General features: G+C 70.0%; 15 protein-coding genes. 4 read left to right on the top strand and 11 right to left on the bottom strand.

Annotated elements, in window-relative coordinates; all coding sequences use genetic code 11:
* Positions 1-42 precede the first annotated feature (42 nt).
* From ABXS69_RS01875 to ABXS69_RS01825, 11 genes are all read right to left on the bottom strand, one after another.
* Positions 43-1329 carry an adenylosuccinate synthase gene (locus tag ABXS69_RS01875; RefSeq protein ID WP_366180923.1) on the bottom strand — a complete coding sequence of 429 codons (1287 nt, stop codon included), beginning with the start codon at positions 1327-1329 and terminating at the stop codon, positions 43-45.
* Between the two features lie 92 nt (positions 1330-1421).
* On the bottom strand, positions 1422-2090 hold the full coding sequence (locus ABXS69_RS01870) for a DUF624 domain-containing protein (protein WP_366180922.1): 669 nt from the start codon (positions 2088-2090) through the stop codon (positions 1422-1424).
* Position 2091: 1 nt separating this feature from the next.
* Entirely contained in the window at positions 2092-2991 is a 900-nt protein-coding gene (locus ABXS69_RS01865; RefSeq protein ID WP_366180921.1) for a carbohydrate ABC transporter permease, read from the bottom strand.
* Positions 2988-3827: a sugar ABC transporter permease gene (locus ABXS69_RS01860; RefSeq protein ID WP_366180920.1), complete on the bottom strand. Its 840-nt coding sequence runs from the start codon at positions 3825-3827 to the stop codon at positions 2988-2990. The genes ABXS69_RS01865 and ABXS69_RS01860 overlap by 4 nt, the downstream gene beginning before the upstream one ends.
* Positions 3828-3954: 127 nt before the next feature.
* Complete coding sequence (locus tag ABXS69_RS01855; RefSeq protein ID WP_366180919.1) at positions 3955-5286, bottom strand: ABC transporter substrate-binding protein; 1332 nt, start codon at positions 5284-5286, stop codon at positions 3955-3957.
* 334 nt (positions 5287-5620) lie between these two features.
* Positions 5621-6670 (bottom strand): class II fructose-bisphosphate aldolase, encoded by a 1050-nt coding sequence (gene fbaA, locus ABXS69_RS01850; RefSeq protein WP_366180918.1) that lies wholly within the window; start codon positions 6668-6670, stop codon positions 5621-5623.
* 155 nt (positions 6671-6825) lie between these two features.
* Positions 6826-7524 (bottom strand): TrmH family RNA methyltransferase, encoded by a 699-nt coding sequence (locus ABXS69_RS01845; protein WP_366180917.1) that lies wholly within the window; start codon positions 7522-7524, stop codon positions 6826-6828.
* A gap of 189 nt (positions 7525-7713) precedes the next feature.
* Positions 7714-8049: a helix-turn-helix transcriptional regulator gene (locus tag ABXS69_RS01840; protein ID WP_366180916.1), complete on the bottom strand. Its 336-nt coding sequence runs from the start codon at positions 8047-8049 to the stop codon at positions 7714-7716.
* 68 nt (positions 8050-8117) lie between these two features.
* Positions 8118-8687, bottom strand: a complete 570-nt coding sequence (gene pyrE / locus ABXS69_RS01835; RefSeq protein ID WP_366180915.1) for an orotate phosphoribosyltransferase — start codon at positions 8685-8687, stop codon at positions 8118-8120.
* A 69-nt stretch (positions 8688-8756) separates the two neighbouring features.
* Complete coding sequence (tpx, locus tag ABXS69_RS01830) at positions 8757-9254, bottom strand: thiol peroxidase (RefSeq protein WP_366180914.1); 498 nt, start codon at positions 9252-9254, stop codon at positions 8757-8759.
* 117 nt (positions 9255-9371) lie between these two features.
* On the bottom strand, positions 9372-10196 hold the full coding sequence (locus ABXS69_RS01825) for an SDR family NAD(P)-dependent oxidoreductase (RefSeq protein WP_366180913.1): 825 nt from the start codon (positions 10194-10196) through the stop codon (positions 9372-9374).
* Positions 10197-10305: 109 nt separating this feature from the next.
* On the opposite strand from ABXS69_RS01825, the gene ABXS69_RS01820 reads away from it, so the two are divergent.
* From ABXS69_RS01820 to ABXS69_RS01805, 4 genes are all read left to right on the top strand, one after another.
* Positions 10306-11118: an exodeoxyribonuclease III gene (locus ABXS69_RS01820; protein WP_366180912.1), complete on the top strand. Its 813-nt coding sequence runs from the start codon at positions 10306-10308 to the stop codon at positions 11116-11118.
* Positions 11119-11265: 147 nt separating this feature from the next.
* On the top strand, positions 11266-12030 hold the full coding sequence (locus ABXS69_RS01815) for a nitroreductase family protein (RefSeq protein ID WP_366181503.1): 765 nt from the start codon (positions 11266-11268) through the stop codon (positions 12028-12030).
* Between the two features lie 19 nt (positions 12031-12049).
* Positions 12050-12865, top strand: a complete 816-nt coding sequence (locus ABXS69_RS01810) for a serine hydrolase domain-containing protein (protein ID WP_366180911.1) — start codon at positions 12050-12052, stop codon at positions 12863-12865.
* Positions 12866-12970: 105 nt separating this feature from the next.
* On the top strand, positions 12971-13693 hold the full coding sequence (locus ABXS69_RS01805; RefSeq protein WP_366180910.1) for a 3'-5' exonuclease: 723 nt from the start codon (positions 12971-12973) through the stop codon (positions 13691-13693).
* The last annotated feature ends 4 nt before the right edge of the window (positions 13694-13697 follow it).

Raw genomic sequence — 13697 nt, 5'->3', positions numbered from 1 at the left:
CCACCCGCGCGGGGGCGGCGCCGCGTGGGCGGGCGGGCGCCGTCAGCCGAGGAGCCTGTGGCGCACGATCGTCGCCTCGCGCCCGGCGCCCACGCCGATCGCCGAGACGCGGCAGCCCGCCAGCTCCTCAATGCGCTCCACATAATCCCGCGCGGACCGGGGCAGGTCTGAGAACTCCCGAGCGCCCGTGATGTCCTCGCTCCAGCCGGGCATGATCTCGTAGATGGGCGTGGCGTGGTGGAAGCCGGTCTGGGTCAGCGGCATCTCATCGGTCCGCTCACCGTCGACGTCGTAGGCCACGCAGATGGGGATCTCCTCGTGCCCGGTGAGGACATCGAGCTTGGTGAGGACGAGATCAGTCAGTCCGTTGACGCGTGCGGCGTACCGGGTGACGACGGCGTCGTGCCACCCGCAGCGGCGCGGGCGGCCCGTGGTCACGCCGAACTCCCCTCCCTCGGCGCGCAGGCGCTCGCCCATGGCATCGGTAAGCTCGGTCGGGAAGGGGCCCTCCCCCACGCGCGTGGTGTAGGCCTTGGCCACGCCGATGACGGAGTCGATGCGCGTGGGACCGACCCCTGTGCCGGTGCAGGCGCCGCCGGCGGTGGGGTTGGAGGAGGTGACGAAGGGGTAGGTGCCGTGGTCGATGTCGAGCATCGTCGCCTGCCCCGCCTCGAAGAGGACGGTCTTGCCCGCGTCGAGGGCGTTGTTAAGCTCCAGGCCGCAGTCGATCACCATGGGCCGCACGCGGTCGGCGTAGGACAGCAGCTCATCCGCGACCGCATCGGGGTCCACGGCGTCGGCCCCCAGGATCTTGGTGAGGACCCCGTTCTTCTGGTCAAGGGCGCTACGCGCCTTCTGACGCAGGATCGACTCGTCGAACAGGTCCTGCACGCGCAGGCCCACGCGATTCATCTTGTCCGCGTAGGTGGGGCCGATGCCGCGCCCGGTGGTGCCGAGCTGACGGTCACCGAGGTAGCGCTCGGTGGCCTGGTCCATGACGCGGTTGTAGGAGGGGATGAGGTGGGCGCTGGCGGAGATGCGCAGGTTGGAGGCGTCCTTGCCGCGTGCCTCGATCTCGGCGATCTCCGCGAAGAGGACCTCCAGGTCCACGACGACGCCATTGCCGATGACCGGGGTCACGCCAGGGGTGAGGACGCCCGCGGGAAGGAGGTGGAAGGCGAACTTCTCGCCGTCGATGACGACGGTATGGCCGGCGTTGTTCCCTCCATTGAACTTGACGACGTAGTCGACGTCCTGGCCGAACTGATCAGTCGCCTTGCCCTTCCCCTCATCGCCCCACTGGGCTCCAACGACGACAATGCCTGGCATGTCTCTCTCCTGTTGCTCTGGGGCGGGCAGGTGCGCGCGCCGCCGCCCAGGCTACCCGAGAGCCGGGTGCGCCCGAGCCCGCCGATCAGCGCTCAGGCGTCGGGCGCGCCGGCGGCCCGACGGAGGCGGTCGATGACGCCGCGCTGCACGAGGGCGATGAGGTAGGCCTGGAAGCCGACGCCGATGATGACCATGAACCAGGCCACGGCCGGCAGCGCCCTCGGCAGCACGAGGGACAGGGCGATAGGGGCCGCGGCGATGACCAGGCACAGGCTCGTGCGCCCGAGCGCCCCCACCGCCAGGCGCAGGGCGTTCCCCAGGTGCCCGGAGGCCGTGTTGTCGAAGAAGGCCACGAGGGGAAGGAGCCAGGAAGCCACGCCGGCCAGGGCGAGGGCGCCCGCCAGCACGAGGCCTGAGGCGCCCGAGGCGAGGCGGGAGGGGCTCCCCTGGGGCGCGGCGCCTGCCCGCCCGCCGAGGACGACGAGCTCGACGACGGCCAGCGCGATGAGGCAGAGCATGGGCAGCCACCAGGCCAGCGAGCCGCGCAGGTTGACGCGGAAGGAGCGCCACCAGGAGCGGACCGTGTAGACATCCTCCTCCCGCGCCATCTCCATGGCCACGCGGTGGCAGGCGACGAGGGCGGACCCCGCCGTCACCACGGGCAGGCACCCCAGGAGGGTGAGCCCGTTGATGACGACGAGGTCCGCGGCCGCTGACCACGCCCTGTGGAAGGGCGAGTCGAAACGGAGGAGTCCGGCCACGTCAGCCCTTGACGGCGCCCGCGGCGACGCCCTCGATGATGTGCTTCTGGCTCACCAGGTAGAAGACGACGATCGGGATGATCGCCAGGACGAGCATGGCCATCTGCGCCCCCAGGTCCTTGTTCCCGTTGGAGCCGGTGAGCGCCTGGATGACGATCGGGATGGTCTTGTAGTTCTCGTCGTGGCCGATGACGAGGTAGGGCAGGAGGTAGTCGTTCCACACCCACATGGTGTTGAGGATGGCGACCGTGACCGCCGTCGGCTTGAGCAGCGGCATGACCACCCGGAAGTAGGTCTGCAGCGGCGAGCAGCCGTCCATGTAGGCGGCCTCCTCGATCTCCATGGGGATCGACTTGATGAACCCGGCGAAGAGGAACACGGACAGAGCCCCGCCGAAGCCGAGGTAGAGCACGATCATCCCCCACGGGGTGGCCAGTCCTAGCAGGTCGGCCACCTTGGATGTGGGGAACATGACGAGCTGGAACGGGGCGATCATCGAGAAGGCGAAGACGTAGTAGATGACGGAGGTCCACCAGGTCTTCACCCGGGTGATGTAGTAGGCGGTCATAGCGGTCAGCAGGAGGATCACCGCGACCGAGCCCACCGTGATGAACAGCGACCAGCCGATGGCTTGCGCGAAGCCGTTGAGCTTGAGGCCGGAGGCGTAGTTGGTGAATCCGGAGAAGCGCTCGCCCGTGGGCAGGGAGAAGGGGCTGTCGGAGATGTAGAAGCGGCCCTTGAAGGAGTTGATCAGGATGAAGACCAACGGGACCAGCCACGCGAGCGACAGGATCGCCAGGAGGGCGGTGGTGATCGTCCTCCCCATGCTCCGGCGGGGCTCGGCGGCCCTCGCGACGGCCGGGGCGGCGGTGGGACGGATGGCGGTGCTGGCGGCGCTCATGCGTCGACCTCCTTGGCGCGGGTGACGCGCAGCTGGACGAGCGCGATCGCGGCGACGATGAGGAAGAAGATCACCGCGGCGGCCTGCGCCTGTCCCATCTGGTTGCGGACGTGGTACATGGTGTTGTAAATGCTCAGGGCCGCCATCTCGGTCTGCTTGAGCGGGGCGCCGTTGGTCAGCGCCAGGTTCTGGTCGAACATCTTGAAGGTGTTCGCCAGGGTGAGGAACAGGCAGATGGTGATCGAGGGCATGACCATCGGGATGGTGACGTTGCGCAGCGTCGTCCACCCGTTCGCCCCGTCGATCTGCGCGGCCTCGATGAGCTCGGGCGGAACGTTCTGGAGCCCCGCGATGTAGATGATCATCATGTAGCCCATGAGCTGCCAGTTCACCAGCAGGATGAGGCCGAGGAGGCCGAGGCGCCAGTCATTGACGATGGTCTGGCCCCAGTGCTTGAGGATCGCGTTGAGCATGACCTGCCAGGTGAAGCCCAGGACGATGCCGCCGATGAGGTTGGGCATGAAGAACACCGAGCGGAAGAAGTTGGTGCCCTTGAGCTTGCGGGTCAGCAGGTAGGCCAGCGTGAAGGCCCCGAGGTTGACGGTGATGATGGAGATCACCGAGACGATGACCGTGAACCACAGCGCCGAGCCGAAGTCCGACTCGAAGACCTTGGAGTAGTTCTCCAGGCCCACCCACTTGGCGTTCGTCAGGGTCTTGAACTTGGTGAAGGACAGGTAGAGCCCCATGAAGAACGGGACGAGGAAGGCGATGAGGAAGGCCAGGATCGTGGGGCCGGCGAATATCGGGAAGTACTTCTTGAGTGCGCTGTTCATGATTCCTCTTACAGCGCCCGGCGGCTCTGCCGGGCCGAATGGAGGCGGGAGGTGGATGGCTCAGCCGACGGCGTCCAGTCGGATGACCGGGCGCCGTCGGCGGAGCGTTGCCGCGGGAGCGGGGGGATCAGGCCTTGGCCTTGCCCTCGGCCCAGCCCTTGACGAAGTAGTCCTTGACCGCGGTCCAGTCCTCCTTGCCGGAGGCGTACTGGGACAGGTGCTGGCCGAGCTGGTCCTTGAACTCCTGGCTCGGGAAGGTCGGGAACACCCAGTTGACGGGGGAGAGCGCGTTGTTGTTGAGGTAGGAGACGATCTCCTTGCCCAGCGGGTCGGCCGGGGTGAGGCTGGAGAACGCCGAGTAGGGGGACACCGAGACGACGGACTTGTCGACGAGCATCTTGGCGGCCTCGGCGTCGGTGAGGAGCCAGTCGAGGAAGGCCTGGGTGGCCTCCTTGGCGGCGTCGGAGGCCTCGGCGTTGATCGTCAGGTAGTTCTCGGTGCCCAGGGCGATGCCGTACTTCTCCTCGCCCTCGACGCCCACGTAGATGGGCAGGAAGTGGATGTCCTCCTCCTTGACGGTGTTGCCCTCGACCTCGGAGATCTGGGACCAGGCCCAGTTTCCGTTCTGCACGAAGGCGCACTTGCCGAGCGCGAACTCGGACATGGAGTCGGTGACGGCCTTAGCGGAGGCCTCCGTGGGGGCGATGGTGGAGTTGTTGAGGTAGAGGTCGAAGATCTGCTTGTAGTTCTCCGAGTAGGTGAGCTTGAGCTCGTTCGAATCGGTGGCGCCCAGGTCGCGCAGCTCGTAGAAGACGGGGTAGTTCGCCAGGTGGGTCTGGAAGCGCCAGTCCTCGCCCGGGGAGAGCGAGGTGGCGGCGAAGGCGCCGCTGATGCCGAGATCGCCCTTCTTGGCCTGGATGTCCTCGACGACCTCCTTGAGCTTGGCGAAGCCCTTGATCTCGTCGACGCTCGCGGCCTTGGCGCCATCCATGGCGAAGTACTTGTCGAGGATGGCCTTGTTGTAGATGATGCCGTAGCCCTCGGTGGCCAGCGGGACGCCGTAGATCTTGCCGTCGTCGCCCTTGAGGGCGAGCGAGGCGTCTGTGAGAGCCTTGGCGGCGGCGGTGCCGCTCAGGTCGGTGGCGTAGTCCTTCCAGTTGGCCAGGCCGACCGGGCCGTTGATGTTGAACAGCGTGGGCGGGGCGGACTTGGCAACCTCGGAGGTCAGGGTCTCCTCGTACTTGCCGGCGGCGGCGGTGACGACCTTGACCTCGACGCCGGTCTTGGCCTTGTAGGCCTCGGCGATGGCCTTGAAGGCCTCCTCGGCCTCGGGCTTGAAGTTGAGGAAGTAGACGCCACCCTGATCCGAGGATGCGGAGTCGCCACACGCTGCCAAGGTTGCAGCAACGGCGAGTGCGGCGGAACCACCGAGCATCGAGCGGCGGGAAACGAGTCGCATGAGGTCCTCCTTTGGACAAGACAACCGCGAGGGCGAGGAAGGCCCATCGCGAGCGACTGCCCGCTCGACGAGCCATGGGTAGGCCCGATGTCGCGGGCGACACCCCATCATTGCACAACCTGCCCCACTTGCAGCAAATCTTGCAGGCCACGCGCGGCCTCGCCAGCGCCACCATCGGCGCTGAGGACACTGCCCTTGTCACCGCGGTAACCAACAGGTGGCCCCGATGCCTATGCGGCATCGGGGCCACCTGTCTTCCGGATGACGGACAGCGCAAGACAGCGCGAGGGGCTGTCCATCGAGTGAGGCGCTCGGACACGGCGCCTCGCCCGGATCAGCGCTTGGCGGAGCCGACGGAGCCGAGGCGCTCGCAGGCCTCGACGACGCGGGCGGCCATGCCGTTCTCAGCGGCCTTGCCCCAGGCGCGCGGGTCGTAGGTCTTCTTGTTGCCGACCTCGCCGTCGATCTTGAGGACGCCGTCGTAGTTCTTGAGCATCCAGTCAGCCACGGGGCGGGTGTAGGCGTACTGGGTGTCGGTGTCCACGTTCATCTTGATGACGCCGTTGCGCACCGCGGTGGCGATCTCCTCGTCGGTGGAGCCGGAGCCGCCGTGCATGACGAGGTCGAAGGGGGAGTCCTGGGTGCCGACCTTGGTGGACAGGCGGTCGCCGAGGCGCGCCGCGACGTCGTCCTGGATCTCGCCGAGGATCTCCGGGCGGAGCTTGACGTGGCCGGGCTTGTAGGCGCCGTGGACGTTACCGAAGGTGAGGGCGGTGATGTAGCGGCCGTTCTCGCCCAGGCCCAGGGCCTCGATGGCGCGCCAGGCGTCGTCGGCCGTGGTGTAGAGGTTGGCGTTCTCCTCACCCTTGATGCCGTCCTCCTCGCCGCCGACGGCGCCGATCTCGATCTCGAGGATGACGTTGGCGGCCTTGGCGCGAGCGAGCATGTCGACGGCGATCTCGATGTTGTCGTCGAGGGACTCGGCGGAGCCGTCCCACATGTGGGAGTTGAACATCGGGAGCTCACCGCGCTTGACCTGCTCGGCCTCGATCTCGAGGAGCGGGAGGATCCAGGGCTCGAGCATCGGCTTGGGGCAGTGGTCGGTGTGCAGGCCGATCTGGACCGGGTAGAGGTCGCCGACGGCGCGGGCGTAGGCGGCGAAGGCGATCGAGCCCTTCACCTTGTCAGCGCGGGAGGAGCCGGACCAGTAGGCGGCGCCACCGTTGGAGATCTGAACGATGCCGTCCGACTCGGCGTCGGCGAAGCCCTTGAGGGCGGCGGAGAGAGTCTGGGAGGAGGTGACGTTGATGGCGGGGATGGCGTACTTGCCAGCCTTCGCGCGATCAAGCATGTCCGCGTACGACTCCGGGGTAGCGATGGCCACTGGGTGCCTCCTGGTGAGATGTGGCAATGGTGCGGCACCGATTCTTCCACGGATCGAGTCCATCGGGTACCGGGCGATGGTCCCGGGACGCCGGCTCATTCCGACTCGGGCGCGGCGGCGCGGCGGGTGGCCCAGCGGCGCTGGCGGCCGCACGGTCAGTCGGGCGCGGGGCCGCCGTGCTGGAGGATCCAGACGTGCATGGCCACGGCGGCGGCCGCGGCCACGTTGATGGACCGGGTGGAGCCGTACTGCCCGATCCGGTGGAGTCGGGAGCAGCCCGCGAGGAGCTCCTCGCTGACGCCCTGGCCCTCGGAGCCGAAGATCATGAGGCAGCGCTCGGGGAGGCGCGCCCGCTCCAGCGGCGTGGAGCCGGGGCCGTTGTCGATGGCGATCGGCTCATACCTCTCGGCGGTCGCCCAGGCGAGGAGGCCTTCCGGGTCGGGGTGGTGGCGCACGTCGAGGTAGCGGTCGGTCACCATGGCGCCGCGACGGTTCCAGCGGCGCCGCCCCACGATATGGATGCCGGAGACGTTGAAGGCGTTGGCGCTGCGCACGATGGAACCGATGTTGAGGTCCTGGCTGACGTTCTCGATGGCCACCTGGAACGGGTGCGCGCGGGAGGCGAGGTCGGCGCGGATGGCCTCCACGCTCCAGTACCGGTAGCGGTCAACGACGTTGCGCCGGTCCCCGCCGGAGAGCAGCTCGAGATCGTAGCGGGGATCATCCGGCCAGGCGGCCTCACCCCCGGGCCAGGGTCCGACGCCGACCTGCCGGACGTCCGCCGGCCGGTCCTGCTCCGCCGGCAGAGAGGCTCGATCGTCGGGACCGTATGACTCTTGAGCAACGTCAACCACGGCGCCGCGTCCCACGTTGTTCCTGCTTCCTCCGCAGCCCGTCGACGATCTGGTCGTCACCCGTCGGGTCGGAAGGGCGCACGTGACGATCGCGCTCCTTCAAGGTGGTCAGTGCCTCATACACCTGGTTCCTGTCGATCCCCAGCGCCGAGTGAGCACGTGCGGCAGCCTGCTGGACGCTCAGGTCCCTCACGTCAGCTGCGCCTGCCGGTAGACCAGGGCGATGTCCTCAAGCACCTGCAGATCAGCGGAGGGATCGCACGAATAGGTTCCCGCGGGTCGATCATAGCTGTGCCGCGCAGGCGCGCGGACCTCGAAAGGATCCGCCTCACCGGTGACGAGCCAGTGCATCGTGACACCGAGATGCTCAGCGATGAGCGCGGCCTCGATGGACGACAAGGAGCGGGTCCCGGCGAGGGCCTTGGACATTGCCGACTCGCTCAGGCCGACGGCGGCAGCCAGAGCCGCCTGAGTCTGGTCGCGCTCGACCAACGCTTCTTCGATGCGCGCGCCGATGGAACCCATGGCCTCAAGCGTACGCGGCAGTTTCGATTATCGAAAGACAGGTCGACCGCGGACTGGACCGCGAGGATCTACCCCAGCCCGAGGTCGGCCAGGCCCAGGGCGGCGAGGTACGGCAGGCCGGCGGCCTCGATGCGCTCGCGCGCCCCGGTGGCCCGATCCACGACGACGGCGACCGCCAGGACCTCGGCACCCGCCTCACGCAGGGCCTCGACCGCCTCCAGGGGGGAGCCGCCCGTGGTGGACGTGTCCTCCAGGGCAATGACGCGCCTGCCGGCCACGTCCGGGCCCTCGATGCGGCGCTTCATGCCGTGGTCCTTGGCCGCCTTGCGCACGACGAAGGCGTCCAGCTCCAGGCCCCGGGCGGCCGCCGCGTGCATCATCGCCGTGGCCACCGGGTCCGCGCCCATCGTGAGGCCGCCGACGGCGTCGTAGTCCTCGGTGGTCAGGCCCGCCTCTTCGAGCGCATCGAGCATGACGTGGCCGATGAGGGGGGCGGCCTCATGATGAAGGGTGGCGCGGCGCATGTCCACATAGAAATCAGAGGTCAGGCCGGAGGCGAGAGTGACGGCGCCTCGCACGACGGCGAGCTCGCCGACGAGCTCGGCCAGGCGGGCGCGCTGGGGATCATTGGTGCTCACGCCCCAAGGTTAGACGATCCGGGTCCCGGCCTCCCGACTGGGCGGCCGGGACCCGGATGGGGCCGGGGCTCAGGAGAGCGCGGCGATCGCGGCCTCGTAGTCAGGCTCCTGCCCGACCTCGGGGACCTGCTCGGCGTGGACAACAGCGCCCTGGGCGTCCAGGACGACGACGGCGCGCGAGAGCAGCCCCGCCATTGGGGAGTCGGCGATGGTCACGCCGTAGTCGTGGCCGAAGGTGGAGCGGAAGCTCGAGGCGGTGACGACGCCGTCGATGCCCTCGGCGCCGCAGAAGCGGGCGTGCGCGAAGGGAAGGTCCGCCGAGACGCACAGGACGGTGGTGTCCTCCAAGGAGGCGGCGCGCTTGTTGAACTCGCGCACGCTGGCGGCGCACACGCCGGTGTCGATGGACGGGAAGATGTTGAGCACGAGGCGCTTGCCGCGCAGGGACTCGCTCGTCACCGGGGCGAGGTCGGCGCCGACGAGCTCGAAGGCGGGGGCCTCGGTCCCCACGGCAGGCAGGGTTCCAATAGTCGTGATGGGGTCTCCGTGAAGGGTGATCTCAGCCATGTCGTCATCATGGCAGGACGATCGTCCTTCATCGAGGCCAGTCCGCCTACCGCGAACCGGAGCGCTCATCGGCCCCCGCCGACGCGGAGCCGCCCACCGGGGCGAGGGGCGTGAGCGTCAGTACTGGGTGCTGGCCGAGGCGTGCCCGGCGACGCGGCGCACGAACCATCTCGGCGCCAGCCTCAGCGCCGCGTTGCCCACCTGGTAGCGGACCGACGGCGTGCAGATGACCTGGCCCCGGCGCACCGCCGCGAGCGCGGCGCGGGCGACGTCGGCGGCGTCGAGCCACATGACCTCGGGCCAGTGGGAGCCATCCATGCCGGCGCGATCGTGGAACTCGGTACGGGTCAGACCGGGATTGACGACGGTGGCGGTCACCCCGGTGCCCACGAGCTCGGTGGCGATCCCCTCGGTGAAGGTCCGCACCCAGGCCTTGTGAGCGGCGTAGGTGCCCATGGCGGTCAGCGCGGTCATGCTGGCGATGTTGAGGATGGCGCCGTGCCCGCGCCCCACCATGCCGGGAAGGGCCTGGTGGGTGAGGGTCATGACGGCGCCGACCATGACGTCGAGGGCGCGCCTCTCCTGTCCCAGGTCGCCGCCGACGAAGGCCTGGCCAACGGCGAACCCGGCGTTGTTGACGAGCAGGTCGATGGGGCGGGCCGCCACCTGCTCGGCGCTGTGCACGCCCTGAGCCCCGACGACGGCGCCGGTCTCACCGCCCCGCAGGCGGGAGGCCACGCGCTCGAGGTCGTCGGGGAGGGACAGGTCGGCGTCGATCACCTGGACGCCGACGCCCGCCGCCTGGTGAATCTCCTCGGCGACGGCGGCGAGCCTTGCCGCGTCCCTGGCGACGAGGACCAGATCGTGATGGGCCTCGGCGAGCTGCCAGGCGAGCTCCAGGCCGATGCCGGACGTCCCTCCGGTGATGAGTGCGGTTCCCATGGGCACAGGCTAGCCTCACCGGAGCGCCGGACGCCCCCCCCCGCCGGGCGGTGCCGCGCGTCCCACCCGGTGGGAGCGCGATGCGCGTGCCGGCCGGTAGCCTGCCGCCATGCGCATCGCCACATGGAACGTCAACTCGATCCGCACCCGAGTCGAGCGGGTCGTGGCCGTCCTGGAGCGCCATGGCATCGACGCCCTGGCGATGCAGGAGATCAAGTGCCGTCCCGACCAGTTCCCCCGCGAGCCCTTCGAGGCGGCGGGCTACGAGCTCGCCGTCCACGGCCTGAACCAGTGGAACGGGGTGGCGATCGCCTCGCGCGTGGGCCTGACCGACGTCGCCGCGTCCTTCCCCGGGCAGCCGGCCTGGGCCGCGAGCGAGGGCGCTGAGGCGGTCGTGGAGGCTCGGGCCCTGGGGGCGACCGTCGGCGAGGCGCTGGGGGATGGGGCGCCGGTGCGCCTGTGGAGCCTGTACGTGCCCAACGGGCGCGAGCTCGGCCACCCGCATTACGCCTACAAGCTCGCCTGGCTGGCCGCGCTCAAGGACGCCGTCGCCTCCCGGCTCGCCGCCGATCCCTCCCTCCCGTTGGCGCTGGTCGGCGACTGGAACGTGGCGCCCCACGACGAGGACGTGTGGGACATGGCCGCCTTCGAGGGGGCCACGCATGTCTCGGCCCCCGAGCGGGAGGCCTTCCGCTCCTTCGAGGCGCTCGGGATGGTGGAGGCCACCCGCGAGCGCGTCACGAACTACACCTACTGGGACTACCAGAGGCTGCGCTTCCCCAGGAACGAGGGGATGCGCATCGACTTCGTCTACGGCTCGCCGGCTTTCGAGGCGCGGGTCGGCGACGCCCTCATCGACCGCGATGAGCGCAAGGGCAAGGGCGCCTCCGACCACGTGCCCGTCATCGTCGACCTGACCTGACCGGGGCGGCGGCGCGGCGGGGATCCCGGGCCGCATTAGGCTCGGGGCATGAGCCTTGCAACGCCCTCGCCAGCCGGGTCGCCGCCCCCCTCGGGCGCCCCGGCCTCCCCCGCGACGCCGTCGGCGCCTCGGGCCCTGCGCGAGCCGATGACGGCGCCGGTGCGCAACACGACCATCGACGCGCTCCTGGCGCACCGCACGATCCGCGCCTTCACGGAAGAACCGGTGGGCGAGGAGGTCATGCGGACCCTGCTGAGCGTCGCGCGGGCCTCGGCCACGTCCTCCTACTTCCAGCAGGCGACGATCATCCGCGCGCGCGGCGCCGCCGCGCGCGCGGCCGTCCACGCCGCCTCTGGGCAGCCCTACGTGGGAGGGGATCGCGGCGAGCTGCTCGTCCTCGTCGTCGACCTGCACCGCAACGCCGTCATCCGTGAGCGCGCGGGGGCCTCCCTCGAGCCCCTGGAGCGCGCCTACGCCTTCCTCCAGGGATGCCAGGACACGATGATTGCCGCGCAGTCCATGGTGGCGGCCGCGGAGTCCCTGGGCCTGGGCACCTGCTACCTCGGCTCGATACTCGGCGATCCCGCCGGGCTCATCGCCGCCCTGGGGCTGCCCGAGCGGACCTTCCCCCTCCTCGGCCTCCTCGTGGGCCACCCGGCGCAGGAGCCGCAGTACAAGCCGCGCCTCCCGGAGGAGATCACCGTCGGCATCGACTCCTACCCGGCGCTGGAGGAGCACGGTGAGGCGCTGGCCGCCTACGACGAGCGCGTCACCGAGTACTACGACCTTCGGGACGCCTCGCGCCGCGTGGACAGCTTCACCGAGCAGATCGCGCGGATGGTCGGGCAGGGGCGGGCAGCCCAGGCCCCGATCCTCGATGTCCTGCACGACCAGCGGCTCTGCCTCCACTGAGGCGGATGAGGAGGCGCAGATGACCAACAACTCGATCCCCGCGCTGGGGCTGTTCGACTTTCCGACGGCGCTCGTCGTCACCGAGGGGGGCCGGATCATCGCCGAGGCGGGCGACCTCGGCGCCGTCTTTCCCCTCGCATCCGTGACCAAGCCGATCGTCGCCTGGTCGGCGCTCATCGCCGTCGAGCGCGGCATGCTCGGCCTCGACGACCCCGCCGGGGAAGGGCTGGACGGCGCGACGATCCGCCACCTGCTCGCCCATGCCAGCGGCGTCGCCCCCGACTCCGGAGAGGCGCTCGCCGCCCCGGGGACGCGGCGCGTCTACTCCAACCGGGGCATCGAGATCCTGGGGCGGCGCCTCGCCGAGGCCACGGCCACGGACCTGGAGAGCTGGGTGGAGACCACCGTCCTGGAGCCCCTGGGCATGGCCAGCGTGCTCATCCCCGGCTCGCCGGCGCATTCGGGGCAGGGCAACGCCCGCGACCTGTCGGTCTTCGCCCGCGAGCTCGCCGCTCCCCGCCTGCTCGGGGCCGGGCTCGCCGAGCAGGCGCGCACCCCCGTCTACCCCGGCCTGGCCGGCGTCCTGCCCGGCTACGGGAGGCAGAATCCCAATCCCTTCGGCCTGGGGATGGAGATCCGGGGCGACAAGCAGCCGCACTGGACCGGCACCGGCAACTCGCCCGCGACCTTCGGGCACTTCGGCCAGTCCGGCGCCTTCCTCTGGGTGGACCCGGCGGCCGGGCGCCAGGCGGTCTTCCTCGGCGAGCGCCCGTTCAGCCAGGCGCACCGGCGCACCTGGACCGCGCTGAACGACCAGGTCCTCGCCCTCCCCTAGGCGCCGAGACCGGTCGAAAATATGATCGAGACCGGTCCGCGGACCGGTCTCGATCATATTTTCGACCGGTCTCGGTGAAGGGAAGGGGCGGATACGATGCGGGGGATGCCCCGCCCCGCCCCCGCCCGACCGCTGGAGCCGGGCTATGCCGTCGTCGACCTGGAGACCACCGGCCTGTCCCCCAGTGCGGACGCGATCCTGGAGATCAGCCTCGTCCACCTTGACGCGCGTGGCGGGATCGAGGGCGCTTGGACCTCGCTGGTGGATCCAGGCCCCGGGCCCGACGGGACCCGCGAGGTCGGGCCAACCTTCATTCACGGCCTAACCAGCTCGGACGTGACTGGGGCGCCGCGGATAGCCGATCTGGCGGATCTCATCGCCCGGGACCTCGCCGGCAGGGTCGTCGTGGCCCACAATGCCCGCTTCGACCTCGGCTTCCTCAGTCACGCGCTGGGCGGTCTCGGCGTCCTCGACGCCGACGCGCCCATCCCCCAGGTCTGCACCATGCGCCGCGCCCGGGACTATCTCACGACGCCGTCGCGTCGTCTCACCGCGTGCTGCGAGGCGGCCGGCATCCCCCTCGCGGCGCATCACACGGCGCTCGACGACGCCCTGGCCTGCGCCGGCCTGCTGCGCCACTACCTGGCGGTGAGCCGCGAGCGCGGGCAGGACCGCCCCGCCTGGGGGGAGGCCCTGGACGCGGCCGCGGCCTTCACCGGCCTGCGATGGGATGATCGCCGGGCCGATGCCGCCCGCTCGCACCTGGTGATGAGGGACCGGGCGCGGGCCGCCGCGCCCCGCCCCACCGGGCCCGTCCGCGCCCGCTAGAGCG

The organism is Actinomyces timonensis, from assembly GCF_040702965.1.
GTDB classification, from domain to species: domain Bacteria; phylum Actinomycetota; class Actinomycetes; order Actinomycetales; family Actinomycetaceae; genus Actinomyces; species Actinomyces timonensis_A.
The sequence above is the reverse complement of the archived record's forward strand: the minus strand, read 5'-3'. Positions and strand labels throughout refer to the sequence as shown.

What these genes read in the sequence shown, in the direction of transcription:
- ABXS69_RS01875 (WP_366180923.1), bottom strand. Translation starts at nt 1,329, where the DNA reads ATGCCAGGCATTGTCGTCGTTGGAGCCCAGTGGGGCGATGAGGGGAAG.
- ABXS69_RS01865 (WP_366180921.1), bottom strand. Translation starts at nt 2,991, where the DNA reads ATGAGCGCCGCCAGCACCGCCATCCGTCCCACCGCCGCCCCGGCCGTC.
- ABXS69_RS01860 (WP_366180920.1), bottom strand. Translation starts at nt 3,827, where the DNA reads ATGAACAGCGCACTCAAGAAGTACTTCCCGATATTCGCCGGCCCCACG.
- ABXS69_RS01855 (WP_366180919.1), bottom strand. Translation starts at nt 5,286, where the DNA reads ATGCGACTCGTTTCCCGCCGCTCGATGCTCGGTGGTTCCGCCGCACTC.
- ABXS69_RS01840 (WP_366180916.1), bottom strand. Translation starts at nt 8,049, where the DNA reads ATGGGTTCCATCGGCGCGCGCATCGAAGAAGCGTTGGTCGAGCGCGAC.
- tpx (WP_366180914.1), bottom strand. Translation starts at nt 9,254, where the DNA reads ATGGCTGAGATCACCCTTCACGGAGACCCCATCACGACTATTGGAACC.
- ABXS69_RS01825 (WP_366180913.1), bottom strand. Translation starts at nt 10,196, where the DNA reads ATGGGAACCGCACTCATCACCGGAGGGACGTCCGGCATCGGCCTGGAG.
- ABXS69_RS01820 (WP_366180912.1), top strand. Translation starts at nt 10,306, where the DNA reads ATGCGCATCGCCACATGGAACGTCAACTCGATCCGCACCCGAGTCGAG.
- ABXS69_RS01815 (WP_366181503.1), top strand. Translation starts at nt 11,266, where the DNA reads ATGACGGCGCCGGTGCGCAACACGACCATCGACGCGCTCCTGGCGCAC.
- ABXS69_RS01810 (WP_366180911.1), top strand. Translation starts at nt 12,050, where the DNA reads ATGACCAACAACTCGATCCCCGCGCTGGGGCTGTTCGACTTTCCGACG.
- ABXS69_RS01805 (WP_366180910.1), top strand. Translation starts at nt 12,971, where the DNA reads ATGCCCCGCCCCGCCCCCGCCCGACCGCTGGAGCCGGGCTATGCCGTC.